The sequence below is a fragment of the Stenoxybacter acetivorans DSM 19021 genome (genome assembly GCF_000745895.1).
Classification (GTDB): domain Bacteria; phylum Pseudomonadota; class Gammaproteobacteria; order Burkholderiales; family Neisseriaceae; genus Stenoxybacter; species Stenoxybacter acetivorans.
This window is the reverse complement of the sequence record NZ_JQKE01000031.1, coordinates 1-15,265: the sequence shown is the minus strand read 5'-3', so window position 1 is coordinate 15,265 and position 15,265 is coordinate 1. Positions and strand designations below refer to the sequence as shown.

At 48.4% G+C, this 15,265-nt stretch carries 16 protein-coding genes; 9 read left to right on the top strand and 7 right to left on the bottom strand.

Features of this window, described 5'->3' with window-relative positions; genetic code table 11:
- Positions 1-138 precede the first annotated feature (138 nt).
- The gene (locus Q384_RS05590; RefSeq protein WP_037586486.1) at positions 139-1,473 is read right to left on the bottom strand and encodes a glutamine synthetase family protein; all 1,335 of its coding nucleotides are present in this window, start codon (positions 1,471-1,473) and stop codon (positions 139-141) included.
- Between the two features lie 9 nt (positions 1,474-1,482).
- Complete coding sequence (locus Q384_RS05585; RefSeq protein WP_037586485.1) at positions 1,483-2,232, bottom strand: gamma-glutamyl-gamma-aminobutyrate hydrolase family protein; 750 nt, start codon at positions 2,230-2,232, stop codon at positions 1,483-1,485.
- Positions 2,233-2,606: 374 nt separating this feature from the next.
- Here Q384_RS05585 and Q384_RS05580 point away from each other — a divergent pair, with 374 nt between their 5' ends.
- The 6 genes from Q384_RS05580 to Q384_RS05555 all read left to right on the top strand — a co-directional run bounded on the left by Q384_RS05580 (position 2,607) and on the right by Q384_RS05555 (position 6,086).
- Positions 2,607-3,143 (top strand): inorganic diphosphatase, encoded by a 537-nt coding sequence (locus tag Q384_RS05580; RefSeq protein WP_037586484.1) that lies wholly within the window; start codon positions 2,607-2,609, stop codon positions 3,141-3,143.
- Positions 3,144-3,264: 121 nt separating this feature from the next.
- Positions 3,265-3,867: a GTP cyclohydrolase II gene (ribA, locus tag Q384_RS05575; protein ID WP_037586504.1), complete on the top strand. Its 603-nt coding sequence runs from the start codon at positions 3,265-3,267 to the stop codon at positions 3,865-3,867.
- Positions 3,868-3,917: 50 nt separating this feature from the next.
- Positions 3,918-4,172, top strand: coding sequence for a PhaM family polyhydroxyalkanoate granule multifunctional regulatory protein (locus tag Q384_RS05570; protein ID WP_037586483.1), 255 nt, complete (start codon positions 3,918-3,920; stop codon positions 4,170-4,172).
- A complete protein-coding gene (gene tsaB, locus Q384_RS05565; protein ID WP_037586482.1) occupies positions 4,169-4,846 on the top strand; it encodes a tRNA (adenosine(37)-N6)-threonylcarbamoyltransferase complex dimerization subunit type 1 TsaB in 678 nt (225 codons plus the stop codon). Before Q384_RS05570 ends, tsaB begins: the two co-directional genes overlap by 4 nt.
- On the top strand, positions 4,843-5,268 hold the full coding sequence (rimI, locus tag Q384_RS05560; RefSeq protein ID WP_037586481.1) for a ribosomal protein S18-alanine N-acetyltransferase: 426 nt from the start codon (positions 4,843-4,845) through the stop codon (positions 5,266-5,268). Before tsaB ends, rimI begins: the two co-directional genes overlap by 4 nt.
- On the top strand, positions 5,262-6,086 hold the full coding sequence (locus Q384_RS05555; protein ID WP_037586480.1) for a uracil-DNA glycosylase family protein: 825 nt from the start codon (positions 5,262-5,264) through the stop codon (positions 6,084-6,086). The genes rimI and Q384_RS05555 overlap by 7 nt, the downstream gene beginning before the upstream one ends.
- Positions 6,087-6,560: 474 nt before the next feature.
- On the opposite strand, the gene Q384_RS05550 is transcribed toward Q384_RS05555, so the two are convergent.
- Together Q384_RS05550 and Q384_RS05545 are read right to left on the bottom strand one after the other, a co-directional pair.
- The gene (locus Q384_RS05550; RefSeq protein WP_037586479.1) at positions 6,561-7,568 is read right to left on the bottom strand and encodes a thiamine ABC transporter substrate-binding protein; all 1,008 of its coding nucleotides are present in this window, start codon (positions 7,566-7,568) and stop codon (positions 6,561-6,563) included.
- Between the two features lie 226 nt (positions 7,569-7,794).
- Positions 7,795-9,069 (bottom strand): cell division protein ZipA C-terminal FtsZ-binding domain-containing protein, encoded by a 1,275-nt coding sequence (locus Q384_RS05545; protein ID WP_425423475.1) that lies wholly within the window; start codon positions 9,067-9,069, stop codon positions 7,795-7,797.
- Positions 9,070-9,412: 343 nt separating this feature from the next.
- On the opposite strand from Q384_RS05545, the gene Q384_RS05540 reads away from it, so the two are divergent.
- From Q384_RS05540 to Q384_RS13245, 3 genes are all read left to right on the top strand, one after another.
- Complete coding sequence (locus Q384_RS05540) at positions 9,413-11,707, top strand: NADP-dependent malic enzyme (protein WP_037586477.1); 2,295 nt, start codon at positions 9,413-9,415, stop codon at positions 11,705-11,707.
- A 138-nt stretch (positions 11,708-11,845) separates the two neighbouring features.
- Positions 11,846-12,157, top strand: a complete 312-nt coding sequence (locus Q384_RS05535) for an IS630 transposase-related protein (RefSeq protein ID WP_037586476.1) — start codon at positions 11,846-11,848, stop codon at positions 12,155-12,157.
- A gap of 185 nt (positions 12,158-12,342) precedes the next feature.
- Entirely contained in the window at positions 12,343-12,507 is a 165-nt protein-coding gene (locus tag Q384_RS13245) for a hypothetical protein (RefSeq protein ID WP_156956466.1), read from the top strand.
- On the opposite strand, the gene Q384_RS05530 is transcribed toward Q384_RS13245, so the two are convergent.
- From Q384_RS05530 to Q384_RS14265, 3 genes are all read right to left on the bottom strand, one after another.
- Positions 12,504-13,406, bottom strand: coding sequence for an alpha/beta fold hydrolase (locus tag Q384_RS05530; RefSeq protein ID WP_051940516.1), 903 nt, complete (start codon positions 13,404-13,406; stop codon positions 12,504-12,506). The two genes, Q384_RS13245 and Q384_RS05530, sit on opposite strands and share 4 nt — an antisense overlap.
- Positions 13,407-13,422: 16 nt before the next feature.
- Positions 13,423-13,578, bottom strand: coding sequence for an N-acetyltransferase (locus Q384_RS14495; protein WP_084224408.1), 156 nt, complete (start codon positions 13,576-13,578; stop codon positions 13,423-13,425).
- Between the two features lie 217 nt (positions 13,579-13,795).
- Positions 13,796-15,265: putative Ig domain-containing protein (locus Q384_RS14265; protein ID WP_037586474.1), on the bottom strand; the 1,470-nt coding region annotated here is incomplete at its 5' end.

Sequence of the window (15,265 nt, the reverse complement as noted above, 5' to 3'; positions counted from 1 at the left end):
TTTAAAAAGATAACATTTTAAAACAGAATATTCCCATTTTTCTCTCAAGCCACAGGCTGCCTGAATCTGCGAAAAAGAGCCAATCACCCCGATTACTTTAACCACAGTGATTGACTCTTTATTTTCCTCCGCTTTTATTCACACATGCAACAGCAAAAATTTACGTTCCCACGGGCTGATCACACGGAAATATTCAGCAACTTCCCGCTCTTTCACACCGATATACATTTCCACAAAACGTTTGCCCATCAGGTCGTGTATTGGTTCGCATTGGCGCAGGCGTTCAATCGCCTCCTCGAGGGTGCTGGGAAATTGGCAGGGCAATTCATAGCCGTTGCCGGATACGGGTGCGCTTGGCTGCAATTTTTCTTTAATGCCCAACAAACCGCAGCCCAGTGAACACGCGAATGCCAAATAAGGATTGACATCAACGCCGGGCAGCCGATTTTCGATGCGGCGGCTGTTTGGCGATGAACGCGGTACACGCAAACCAACGGTGCGGTTATCGTAGCCCCATGCTACATTGGTGGGTGCGGCGGTGTATGGCGTGAGCCTGCGGAATGAGTTTACATACGGTGCAAGAAAGGGAATGGTGAGCGGCAGGTATTTTTGCAAGCCGCCGATAAAATAGAAAAACAGCTCAGACGGCGAGCCGTCTTCATTGCTGAAAGCATTTTTACCGGTATTTAAATTAGTAAGGCTTTGGTGAACATGCATGGCACTGCCGGGCTCGCCTTCCATAGGCTTTGCCATAAAAGTAGCGTACATATTGTGGTGAAATGCGGCTTCGCGCACAGTGCGTTTGAATAAAAATACTTGGTCTGCCAAATCCAAGGCATTGCCGTGCAGAAAATTGATTTCCATTTGCGCCGCGCCGATTTCGTGAATCAAGGTATCCACTTCTAAATTTTGCGCGTGGCAGTAATCATAAATTTCTTCAAACAAAGGGTCGAATTCGTTTACTGCGTCAATGGCATAAGAGCGGCGGCCGAATTCACTGCGCCCTGTGCGCCCGATTGGCGGTTTTAAGGGAATATCAGGATCGGGATTGGGGGCAATGAGATAAAATTCCATTTCGGGCGCCACAATCGGCAGCAGCCCCATGTTTTCAAATTGTTTTAACACCCGTTTTAACACATTTCGCGGCGCGGTTTCCTGCGGCAAGCCGTCTGAAGTAAAACAATCAAAAATCAGCGAAGCGGTGGGATCTTGCGCCCACGGCACATACCGCAAAGTGGCGGTATCGGGTTTGAGTTCCATATCGGGGTCGGTGGCATCTAACATGTCTGCCGACGGATAATCCCCGGTAACGGTTTGCAGCAATACGGCTTCAGGCAGCCGCATCTCCGGCTCGGAAAGGAATTTGTCTTTGGGAATAATTTTGCCGCGCGCCACGCCGGTAATGTCGGGCAAAATACACTCTACTTCGGTGATGCCGTGCTCTTTGAGCCACGTAAAAATTTCTTCATACATGCTTTTCTCCTATTTATTTTGATGATAACGCACACAGGCTGCTTGAAAGGCGTGAAACAACGCCTTAGAAACTGTATTGCTTTGGTATTGCCACTCTGGATGCCATTGCACTGCATAGCCAAATAAAGGCGCAGCATCAATGCGCACCGCTTCGATAATGCCGTCCGATGCCGTTGCTTCTACGCTCAGCCCCGCCGCCAAATCACGTATGCCTTGCTGATGCACGGAGTTCACTTTGATTTTATCCATGCCCAGCCATTGTTTAATCAAACTGCCGTCGGCTAAGTTAATTTCGTGTGCTTCGCCGTATTCTTCATCTAAAGTATCGCCTTTGCCGCGATGATCGGATTTACCGGGTAAGATTTGAATTTTCTGATGCAATGTGCCGCCCAAAGCCACATTCACTTCCTGCAAGCCGCGGCAAATGCCGAATACGGGCAAACCCATATCAACGGCAGTACGAATCAGCGGCAACGTGGTGTTGTCTCGGGCAGGATCACGCAAGGCATCATCATCAGCGGATTGGTCGCGGTAGTGGTGCGGCTCAATATCGGAATACGCGCCGGTTAAATATAAACCGTCCACCAGCGGCAACAACCGTGCCAAAGTGTTATGGTCAGCCAGCGCGGGCAGCAGCAAAACATCGCCTACCGCATTCTGGGCTGCCTGAATATACTTATCACCCACCGTGTGAAACTGCCATTTGCCTATGGTTTTGACATCACAGGGAATGCCGATAACAGGGCGTTGTTGCGTCATAAACACGAGTCCTTTTGTGGATTGTTTGTTGGTGTTTTCTTAAATGCCGTTTGTTTAAGGTGTTGCCGCAGATAAAATGCTGTGATTTTTTCATCAAAGCACTGCACCGCAAACCGAAAATTGCCATGCCGTTTTGCACTTCATCTTTTCTTGACAGCAAATACAAGCCCGATACTATCCCACGCCGCTTACCGCTGGCAAGTTTAAGACTACCCGTAAATCGGACTAAACAATCGATTTGTACTTTATTCACCGCTATTTTATTTTGTACCAAACCTCGATTTCAGGCAGCTTTAAATAAAAATTCACATGGGCAAGCCGCGCGGCTTTGATACAATAAACCCCTTTTTGAATATTGTTTACAAGGATACATAATGGCTGATTTTAACCAAATCTTAGATGCAGGCGACGTGGGCAGCGGCGTCATCAATGTGGTTGTGGAAATTCCCGCCGGCTCTAACCACAAAATTGAATGGAATCGCCGCTTGGGTGCAATGAAACTGGACCGCGTTGAACCGCTGATTTTTGCCAAACCCACCAACTACGGTTTTATTCCGCAAACCTTAGACGAAGACGGCGATGAATTAGACGCACTCATTATCACCGACCAACCTTTAGCCACCGGCATCTACTTACAGGCACGGATAATCGGCGTGATGAAATTTGTGGACGACGGCGAAGTGGACGACAAAATCGTGGTTGTTCCCGAAGACGACCGCAACAACGGCAACGCCATCAAAACCCTTGCTGATTTACCCGCACAGCTCATCAAACAAATCGAATTTCACTTTAATCACTACAAAGACCTGAAAAAAGCAGGAACAACCCAAGTAGAAAAATGGAGCGATATTGACGAAGCAAAAGCCGTTATTAAAGAATCGCAGCACCGTTGGACAGCACAAAATCACTGAGCGTTAATATAAACAATGATTAACTGAAAAACAAAGAAAACACCAACAACGCCGTATCCATTTTAAGACAATGTTTTCAGGCAGCCTGAGTTGGCTGCCTGAAAACAAAGACAATAATCCAATGATTTCAAGCCCTGATTCTCCCCTGCATTTTGTTGCCGCTTGCCGCCTGCCCACCGAATGGGGCGAATTTCGTTTGTACGGCTTTGAAGAGGGCAACGGACAAGAACACATTGCGCTGGTAATGGGCGAAGTGAGCGGCGGACAGCCCGTTTTGGCACGCATTCATTCCGAATGTCTCACGGGCGATGGCTTATTCTCACAGCGCTGCGATTGCGGCCCGCAGCTTCAGGCAGCCATGCAGGCTGTGCAAAACACAGGGCGCGGCGTGATTGTGTATTTGCGCCAAGAAGGACGCGGCATCGGCTTAATCAATAAAATCCGTGCCTATCAATTGCAAGACCAAGGTTTGGATACCGTGGAAGCCAATTTGGCACTGGGCTTGCCCGTGGACGCCCGCAATTTCATTTTGGCAAAACACATTTTTGATTACTTGGGCGTAAACACCGTGCGATTAATGACCAATAATCCGCAAAAAGTAAATACATTGGATAATGTGGGAATCCGCGTGATTGAACGCGTGCCTTTGCATGTGGGCAAAACACAGGAAAATGCCCACTACCTCAACACCAAATCTGCCAAAATGGGACACTTTGCCGATTGATTCGCCGCAACGCACTTTGTAAAAATCTGCGTCAATATTCAGGAGGTTTTATGGAACAAGACAACAACCCTTTTGCCTATTGGCAGCAATGGTGGCAAGACAACCCACCGCCTGCTTCGTCATTCTTGCCACCCACCAATTTGGAAGAATTAAACAAGCGGCTGATTGAATTAGACAATATTGAAATGTGGCTCTCCATGCAATTGCAAGGCATTCAATGGCAAAAAACTTTGCTGAACCAGCAAAAATTATGGTTGTCGTCATGGCAAAAAGCCAATGAATCGGAAACAAATCAAGAACAATGAATCCACACCCAACTCATTTATTGGCAATTGACACCAGCACTTCCTTTTTGTCTTTGGGCTTATACCACCACGAACAAATTGATGAAGTTTACGAAGAAGCGGGTAATCGTCAATCCGAAATTATTTTACCGAGAATCAAACGATTACTGGATACAGCCAATCTGTCTTTGCCTCAATTGAACGCCATTGTTTATGCCCAAGGACCGGGCGCATTCACGGGCTTACGCATCGGCATCGGCGTGGCACAGGGCTTGGCGGCGGCATTCAATACCCCTTTAATCGGCATTCCCTGTTTGGACGCGCTTGCGTCTTTAATGCCCAATCAACCTTGTGTGCTGGCAGCCGCCGACGCGCGCATGAATGAATTATTTTACGCGTGGTACAACACACAAAAACAACAGCGATTGAGCCATTATTGTGTCGGACGTGCCGATGAAATCAGGCTGCCTGAAAATTACCAGCACGCTGTCGGTGTCGGCAATGCGTTTGCTTTAACCGCCGATTTGCCGGTTTTCGGTGAAAACCGTATGCCGCAGGCACGTCATTATTTGCAGCTGGCTTTATCGGGAAACTATCCCGCTGTAGATGCGGCACACGCCGAATTATTGTATGTCCGCAATAAAATCGCCCTCACCGCCGCCGAACAAGCCGTCAACAGGGTAAACACACTGTGATTCGCCTTGCCGATGTCCGTGATATTGACGCTTTGGCGCAATTGGAACAAATATGCAACCCGTCGGCTTGGTCGGCGGCACAGCTTCAGGCGGCCTTGGTATTGCCCAATCATATTTGGGTGATTGAAGCAGAAAACCATTTGGCAGCCATGCTGGTGTGGCAGCACATGGGTGATGAAGCGGAAATTCATTTAATCAATACCCACCCGCAACACCGCCGCTGCGGCTTGGCGAGACAATTATTAAATCACTTGTTTCAGGCAGCCGCTGATATGAAAATTAACCGCGTGTTATTGGAAGTGCGCCGCAGTAATTCAGCGGCACAAACCTTGTATCATCAGCTGGGCTTTACCGTGTGCGGACAGCGGCGGGCTTATTATGCCAACGGAGAAGATGCCGTGATTATGGAGCGGATATGTTAAGCAGCCGTTATTTGCACTTACATGAGGCCTTGGGTTTGGGCGTGATGTGGCTGAAACAAGGTGCACACCTTGAAGCCGACGATGCTCAAGATATTCAGGCAGCCGCTGAAGAAAAAACAGCCGAAAAAGCAGCGTCAGCCGCTTCTTCAGCAATATCCCATGTCCGCAGCAAATCACAAACCGCCAAGCCGCGTCCTGCCGATATTCAGGCTTTGCTGCACAACGAAAACCCAAAGATTGCCGACAATACCACCCGTCTGCCCGCTTCACCAACCGTATTTCAAACAGCCGATACCCGCGGCATCGACACACCCGAATCATTGGCAGCGGCATTGAGTGTGTGTCAAAGCTGTGCTTTGTGCCATGAGCGGCGGCAAGCATTAAGCGGTTCAGGGCAGCTGCCCGCACGTTTGCTGGTGCTGTGTGAAAACCCATCGCCGCAAGACGATATGAACGGCGCGCTGTTCAGCGGCGAAGTGGATATTTTGCTGACCAATATGCTCCGCGCCGTGGGTTTGCGCCGCGATGATGCTTACGTAACGGCGCAAGTGAAATGCGCACCCAATATCAGCCTGTATGCAAGCAAACAGCAAAAAACCGCCTGCCGCGTTTATCTGAAAAAAGAATGGGAATGGTCGCAAGCAAAAGCAGTGCTGCTGCTGGGTGAAACATTTCAGCAAATGCCACCGAAACTCATTGCCCGCCTTTGCGGCAGTATCCCGTATGCCATTGTGCCGCATCCCGCACGATTATTGACAAACGGCGGTAAAAAAGCGGCGGCGTGGCAAACTTTGCGCCGTTTCGCGGCAAGCATGTAATGTTTGCGTAAAATTGACAACCCAAAGCGAATAATTGAACATCAATTGTTATTTGAAAGCACATTGTGCGCGGCAATTTTCAGTGATTTGAAAATTGCCGCTGCCAACGTTTAAACGGTTCTGTGCATTGGGAATGTACAGAACCGTAATCACCATCGGCAATGACTGCCGTCTGAATTTCGTGTCTCCGGCTGCCTGAAATATAGCTGTACTATTATTTTTTCAAAAAAGAAAACATCGCCTATTCAGCAGATTTCAGACAATTAGCCGTAAATTTTCTGGCAAGTTGTTTTGAAAAATTTAATAGTTTAGCTATATGTTTGCAGATAATCGGCAATTCTCAGCAGTAAAGAAACAAAAACCGTCCGCACAGCAATTCACTGCTCCGCATTAACGCGAAAAAGCAGATTAACTGCCCCATTTGCGCTTTCCGCCGTCATGGCGGGCTGTCAATAGGGCGTTTTTTACCGTTGATTAACGTAAAACCGTGCGTGTCCAGCGTTTCACCCAAGCCATTTGCTTGTCCGCCATATCAGCAGGTGCTGATGCTTGCAATGCCGCAGGAACGCCGGCAAATTGAAACACGGCGGGTATCGCGGTATTTGCCACGGCAGGATAAACCCACATGGATTCGGGAATGGCTTGCTGTACGGCATCACTTTGCAGATATTGCACCAATTCCGCCGCCAATTTTGGCTCTTTGGCGCGATTCAGCACCGCCGCGCCTTCCACTTGCTTAAACACACCGCCCGCCAAGAATAAATTGCCTGTGGGCGGTTCACTGTATTTGCCTTTGCTGTAAAACACTTCGGCGGCGGGGCTGGTGGCATAGCCCACCACCAAGGGGCGGCTGCCGCCATTTTGGGTAAAGTCGGTGTAATAAGCATCAGACCAGCCTTGGGTTACTTTCACACCATTTTTGCGCATGTCTGCCCACCATTGGAACGCATTGTTTTCACCCAAGTGAGCAATATTTGCCATTAAAAATGCCAGCCCCACTGAAGACGTAGCCGGACTTGGCAATACCAATAAATCTTTGTAGGTGGGCGTGCTTAAATCCGCCAAGGTTTTAGGCAAGGATTTGTTGTTTTTTTTGAACCATGCTTTGTCGTAATTCAGCACCACATAACCATAATCAATAGCATTGGCATCAGGCAAATTCACTATTGTTTTACGGCTTGGCGGCTGTTTTTCTGCCAAAATACCAGCTTGTTTTGCCTTGGCAATATTGCTGTTGTCTAAACCGTAAACGGCATCGGCAATGGGCGCGGCGCGTGTCAAAATGAGTTTATTCAGCATTTCATTGCCGCTGCCCACTTTAATCACGCTTAATTTAACCTGTTTGTCTTGCTCAAATTTTGCCAGCACCGTTTTGGGCAGATCAAACGATTTATGCACTGCCAAACGCACTTCCGGCTGAGCATGAGCCGCCAAGCTCAACACAGTCAGTATTGCTGCCAATCCGTATTTTTTTAAAACCATGATTCCGTCCTCAGAACAGATAAAAAGAAGCAGATAAAAAAGGAACTGCCGTCAGTATGAGGCAGGGATACTGCATAAATGTTTGCGTTTACCGCGCCGCATGACGGCGGCAGATATTTTTCAGGCAGCCCGAAGTATAAAATTACAGCAACGATAAGCTATTGATACGGCAAGCTGCTTTCAGTTGCTTTCATGCGCAGCAACAATCCATAATAATCAACACCGCCTAGGAAAACAGCCGTTTTGCCAATTCACCGCCCGGTTCAATCGGTACTTGCCGCATCTCGGCTTGCTGCTCCAAAACATAGCGGCGCACTTCCTTGAGCCACTGCGTTGATAATTCTTCGCCTTTGTCGTTTACCAAATCCAAACCCAACTGGCTGGAAAATTTCACGGCAATATCCATAAACAAATTAAAGTATTTTTCACCGGCAGGGACATGCACAATATCAAACAACATGCTGAAACCGCGATAGTGTTGATTGGCAAGCAAAGAAGCGGTAAACGAGCTGCCGTCCAGCGTTACCAAAGTAAACAAGGTATTGCCTTCTTCATTTTGCCGATAGAACGCGCCGTCATGCGACAATTCAAAACTTTGGCTTTCCACCGCAGTGCGCAATTCAACGCCGCTGATTTCACCGCGCGACACCAAGTGCATGGCGATGGTTTGATCTACCCGTGCGCACAAATCATCAAGCGGGCGGGCTGTTTCCAAGAAAGCGGCTTTATCGGTGAGCAATAACACACCGTCCATTTGCTCGGCAAATGTGTTCATTTGAGTGCTGAATTGACCTAATTCTTCCAATGTTGCCAACCCTCGTCGGCTGATTGCCTGTAAACCCACCACAAAGCCTTGGTAAAACACGCTGGGAATGGGTTCGGCAATTTGAAAGCGATAGTCCATGGTACAACCCGCCATACGAAAGCGGTGCTGCCCGCCCAGCCGCGGCAAAGCGTGTAATTCTTTGGGTTCAAACAACGCCACTGCCGCCATATAATCAAAACGCGGCTCAAACCACGCCAAAGGCTGCTTGAGCATGTCTTTCACGTCTAACAATGGTTTTCGGTTGCCTGAAACTTGAGTACGCGCGGGCAGAACTTCTTTGATTTTTTTGAAATCAAAACGATTGCCGTCGGTTTTTTGAAGATTAGCGGCGGTTTGCAAAACGGGTTCAGCCGCTGCCGCCGTGATTGAATTGTCAAGCGGCGAAACGGCGGCACGTTCGGTATTTTCAATCGGTTGAGCAATATTCTGCGGCTGATTGGAGAAATCATTCGGCGCGGCGGGAGACGTGTTTTTGTGCAGGGGTTTGAGCGGTGCGGCATTTATATCAGCCGTTGTTTGCCCGTCGCGAACCGATTGAACAGAGCTGTCAAGCAGTGCGTCTTTGTTGGCATGACCAAAGCGTTCACGCAGCTGTTTGCGGTATTGGTTTTCTTGGTACATGTTGTAGGCGATGACCGCTAAAATCACCAACGCCCCCAGTACAAGGATTATCAATACGGAATCGTTCATGTATCCACCATGCAGACAAATAAAAGACAGCCCGTTAAGGCTGCACGCTGTTGTTTTCGGCGATTATAACCAAAAACCACACAAAATGATGTAAAAAGCAAATGAAATCTGCCTTAGGATAAAGATAATTTTTTGAATTTAACCGCTCATTTTCAGGCAGCCTGCCTTTGTAATAAGCCTAATACATCAGGCTGCCTGAAAGTTTTTCTATTCCAACAGCATAAAAATGACTAAAATAAGCCCACTCAAAACCCTATTTTTTCAGGCAGCCTGAAATTCTTTAAGAACACGACTATTGTGTCGTTGGTATTTTTCGGAAAAACACCTCATGGACGATTTAATCAAAGAAGCCGCACTGCATTTTCACGAATTCCCCAAACCGGGCAAAATCCAAGTTACACCCACTAAGCCATTGGCGACGCAATATGATTTGTCTTTAGCATACTCGCCCGGTGTCGCCGCGCCGTGTATGGAAATCTACAACGATCCGCTCGCTTCCTATAAATATACCGCACGCGGCAATTTGGTGGCAGTTATTTCCAACGGTACTGCTGTTTTGGGTTTGGGCAACATCGGTGCGCTGGCGGGCAAACCGGTGATGGAAGGCAAAGGGGTTTTATTCAAAAAATTTGCAGGCATTGATGTATTCGATATTGAGGTGAACGAAACCGATCCCGATAAGCTGGTGGAAATTATTGCGTCTTTAGAGCCGACATTCGGCGGCATTAACTTAGAAGACATTAAAGCACCCGAATGCTTTTATATTGAGAAAAAACTACGCGAACGCTGCCATATTCCGGTGTTTCATGACGACCAGCACGGCACGGCGATTATCACCGCCGCTGCCATTTCCAACGGCTTGCGCGTGGTTAAGAAAAATATTGATGAAGTAACCTTGGTGTGTTCCGGCGCGGGTGCGGCGGCAATTGCCTGCTTGGATTTGCTGGTTGCTTTGGGCATGAAACGTGAAAACATCACCGTGTGTGATTCCAAAGGGGTCATTTATGAAGGCCGCGACGGCAAAATGGACGAATCCAAACGCCGCTACGCAAACCCCGATAAAGGGCAGCGTGTACTGGCAGACGCAGTAGCGGGTAAAGATATCTTCTTGGGTGTATCCGGTCCAAATGTTTTGGGCGTGGATATGCTCAAAACCATGAACAGAGACCCGATTATTCTGGCTTTGGCAAATCCCACGCCGGAAATCTGGCCGCCTGAAGCCAAAGCCGCCCGCCCAGATGCGATTATCGGCACAGGCCGTTCGGACTTTCCGAATCAAGTAAACAACGTGCTGTGCTTCCCGTTTATCTTCCGCGGTGCATTGGACGTGGGCGCAACCACCATTAACGAAGAAATGAAACTGGCATGTGTGCGCGCCATTGCTGATTTGGCAATGGCAGAACAAAACGATACCGTTGCCAATGCCTATGGCAATGCCGAGCTGAGCTTCGGTCCGGAATATTTAATTCCCAAACCGTTTGACCCGCGGCTGATTGCCGTGGTTGCACCTGCCGTTGCCAAAGCGGCAATGGATTCCGGTGTTGCCACTCGCCCGATTACCGACATGGACGCTTATGTCGAAACCCTCAATCAGTTTGTGTACAAATCCAGCCTGTTTATGAAACCCGTTTTCGGGCAGGCAAAAAGAGACATCAAGCGCGTGGTGCTGTGCGAGGGTGAAGAAGAACGTGTACTGCATGCCACCCAGCAGATTGTGTCTCAAAAATTGGCATTTCCCGTATTGGTAGGCCGCGGCACTGTGATTGAAGCGCGTTTGAAAAAATTGGGTTTAACCATTCAGCCGGGCAAAGATTTTGAATTGGTGGACAATGAAAAAAATGTGCACCATCAAGAATTTTCAGAAAAATACTACCAATTGCGCAAACGCCAGGGCGTAACCCAAGACATGGCGCGCCGCCGCATGCTGGGCAACACCACTTTAATCGGTGCCATGCTGGTGCGTTTGGGTTATGCCGATGCCTTGGTTTGCGGTACTTCAGGACGTTTCCTGGATCACTTTGCCATTATGGACGAAGTGATCGGCTACAATAACCCACAAAACAGTGCCTGTGCCATGAATGCTTTGATTCTGGGACACGGCAATATTTTTATTACCGATACCTACGTGAATGCCAACCCAACGGCACAGCAAATTGCCACCAATACATTAATGTGCGTGGAAGAAATGCGCCGCTTTGGCATTGAGCCGAAAGTGGCACTTTTGTCCAACTCAAATTTCGGATCAATTGATCACAGCAGCAGCCGTCGTATGCAGGAAGCCTTGTCTTTGATTCAGGCAGCCAAACCCGATTTGGAAATCGATGGCGAAATGCAGGGTGATGCCGCTTTAATCGAACCCATTCGCCGGCAAGTTTTACCTGATTCCACGCTTAAAGGTGCTGCCAATTTATTGGTGATGCCGAATGTGGAAGCCGCCAATATCGGCTACAATCTGCTGCGCGTATCCGCATCTGACGGCGTTACGATTGGTCCGATTCTCATGGGCATGGCAAAACCGGTGCAAATCCTTACACCAATTTCTTCAGTGCGCCGCATTGTGAATATGGTGGCATTGGCAGCGGTGGAAGCACAACGCGAAGCCGAAAGCGAACACCAGTCTTAAAGAGGAGTCCAAGATAATTATCCGAATCGGTTTTCAGCATTGAAAACCATAACTGCAAACCGCTTCGGATTTTTATTCAACGACATTTCAAAAACATGCCAAAACGGTTTTACGGCATACACTTTCTCAAAAATCATCATGACCTATCCAGCACATTTCAGGCAATTAGCCTTAGATAAAATAGCAGCAGGCGGCAAAGTGAAACAAATAGCTGCCGAGTTGCGCGTTAGTGTTTCAATCATTTATTTCTGGAAGAGTGAAGCGAGCAGCAAAGAATACAAGCCGTTCTTCCGCAAAATTGATCCCGAATTGCTGAGACAAGACGTTGAGCAATATCCCGACGACTATCAGGCTGAACGCGCCGCCCGTTTCGGCTGTACACAGGGCGCAATGGGAAAGGCATTGGATAGACTGAAGCTGTCTCGAAAAAGAACCTTAGAAAAACCTTAAAACACCGGCACAAATAAAGATGAGAGAAGTCAATTCACTCAAAAGCGGCAAGAATACCGAGAACAAAACCGATCTATTGTGTTTTCTCTGATTATTTGTTTTGAAAAATTTTAGTCCTTTAGCTGACTGTATTTTTAATACAAATACAAATACAAAAGCCAAGCGACTGTTTTTTACACGTGGATATGGCTTTTTATTCCGGTTTCTGCCGTACAGGGCTTGATTGTTTCGGATTGCCGCATGGTGAAAAAGAAAATGGTTTGGCTGTATATTGCCCTGAAAATACCGCCGAATTTACCCGCAGCAATTTATTGCTGCGGGTAAATATTGATAATCTGATTCCGATTTAATGATTTTGCTGCCGCCAAAATGCCGCTGCCGCTTCAGCCAGCTCTTGCGGTGCTTCCCAGTGCAGCATATGCCCCGATTGCGCCAAGCGCACTCTGAGCGGGTTGCCCAATGCTTGATAACGTGTATCTAAGCTGTCTTGAATTTGGCGCAAATAAAAATTGTGCGGCAGCAATCCGCCCTCCACCCACAATATCGGCACACGAATCTGCTGCCATTGCGCATAAGCCAATGCCAAGCGATACGGTACAGGCTGAGCAATAGTGTGCTTGATGTCGGCTTTATAAATCAGGCTGCCTGAAACAGAGCGCATCGTCAGCTGTTCGGCAAAAAAACGCGCTTGTGCCATGCTCAACAATGGATTACGGCTTTGGTATTTCTGCGCCACGGCTTCAAGGCTTCCCAAGTCATGCCATGACTTGGGCTTGGATACAGCTTGGATAAAACGGCGCAGACGCAGCGCAACATCATTCAAATCGCCGTCGTTTAAACCGAAGGCTTCTGCCAAAATCAGATTTTGCACCCGCTCGGGAAAAGCAGCAGCGTAGTGCGCCGCCAACATGCCGCCTAAGCTGTGCCCCAAAATCGGCATCGGACTGTCCGGGCTGATGATGTCAATTATCTGTGCCAAATCAGCCAACATCATGCCGCGATCATAATGTCCATGTGTTTGGTGCTCCGACAAACCGCAGCCGCGCCAATCGGGTGCATAAACATTCCATTCGAGCGGCAATGCGTCTGCCAGCAATTGAAAATTATGGGCGCAATCCATCCAGCCATGCAGCAGCAACACATTGATTTGCCCGTTACCCTGCCAATGCACTGTGTGTAAACGCAAGCCGTTGATGTTAAAAAACAGTGATTCGGGTTGGCGGACAGCAGAAAAATGGACAGAAGTCATGGGTTGATTGTATTGATCAAAGACGGCGATATTGCACAAAATCGGTTATCTGTGCAACTTGATTATAAAGCTGCTGTGCAGCATGATTGCTTTTATCGGCAACCCAATAAACCCGCGCACAATCATGCTTGCCGGCATGGGCGTAAACCGCCTCAAGCAAACACCGCCCCAAACCCTGCCGCCGCTCCGATTCAGCAACATATAAATCTTCTAAATAGCAGCACTACCGTGTATCACAGCACCACATGCACGAACCCTTTCAGGCTGCCTGAAAAAAGCCCTGCTTCTGTTGCAATCAAATGCAGCAATCTTAAAGTGTGCAGCCAGTCTGTTCATACACTGCCAACGGCTGCCTGAATAACGGCTGACAACACACTTTGATAAAACGTTTATAAAATTCCCGTCGTTTGCATCAGCTGATTCATCTGATTCAACTCATCAAACACCGTCATGGATTGCGGCTGCGGGTCATAATCGGAGATGTATTGGCTGAAATCGGGGTTTTCCAATACCGCATCTTTTAATTCAATGCGCTCGATTTTGTATTGGGGATTATTACCCAATTGACCGGCAATCTGCACTTTATTCTCACCGTCGGCAGTAAACAATTCCAAATAATTCAGATGGTTTTTGTCAAACAGCAAATCCGCCAAACTCAAATCGGTGAAGCGAAGGGTATCCATGCCCGCCGAATCGCTGACAAAATCACTGCCAAACGCACCTTCAAACACATAAACATCATTGCCGGCATCGCCCTCTAAGCTGTCGTTACCCGCGCCGCCGTTCAGAATATCATCGCCGCCGTTGCCTTTGAGTTGGTCATTGCCCGCACCGCCGTTTAGGATGTCGTTCATGTCGTTGCCCAGCAGCATGTCTTTGCCGCCCAGACCGTATTGAACAGAGGGCAATGCTGCCGGATAGGTGCGAAGCACATCGTTGCCTTCGGTGCCGGTAAGCGGGATGCCGTATTGCAGGAAGTCTGCGTAGGTATAAACTCGGTCGGCAAATTCAAAACGCCACATTTCCATATTGCTGAAAAATTGGTCTATGTCGATTTGGTCGCCGCTGCTGTTTCTGATGATTAAAGAATTTTCATTTCTGTCGCCGAAATGAACTCTGTCGGTGTTGCGGAAGGTGATTTCATCGGCATTAAGATCGGTGAAGCGTATGGTGTTGATGCCGGTGGTGTTTATTTCAGAAACAATATCGCTGCCATGCCCGCGGCTGAATTCATACACGTCAGCACCCGCGCCGCCGGACAGATAATCGTTGCCCGCGCCGCCGATTAAGGTGTCGTTACCGGCACCGCCGTACAAGATGTCGTTATGATTGCCGCCGTTCAGCACATCATCGTATTGGGTGCCGTAAATGATGTCATTGCCGTCGTTGCCGTTGATGTGCCGTCCGGTTGCGGGCTGCCATTGGAGCTCCGGAATAATATCGTCGCTGTTTGTACCTTCAGTACGGGGGGCTTCGGTGTAACTATCCTGTTCCTGTAAAGCCATAAACAGCCATGTTTGTGAGACGCTTGCACCATGCGAATCTGTGGCGGTAACCACCACGTTGTATTCGCTGCGGCTGTCTGAAGGTACTGCACCGCTGAACATTTTGGTGTCGGGATCGAATTGCAGCCATTCGGGCAATGCTTCGCCGTTTTCTAGTGTTGCTCGGAAAGTCAGTGAATCGCCGTCGGCATCGGCAAACGCGTTTTCAGGCAGCCTGAATCCCGCAACACTGCCTATCAGCATGGTTACTGCGATTAATGGTTCACCGACAGCGGGCGGGGTATTTATGGGTTTGGGGTCAACGGGGTCAACGGGGTCAACGGGATCGACAGGATCGACAGGATCGACAGGATC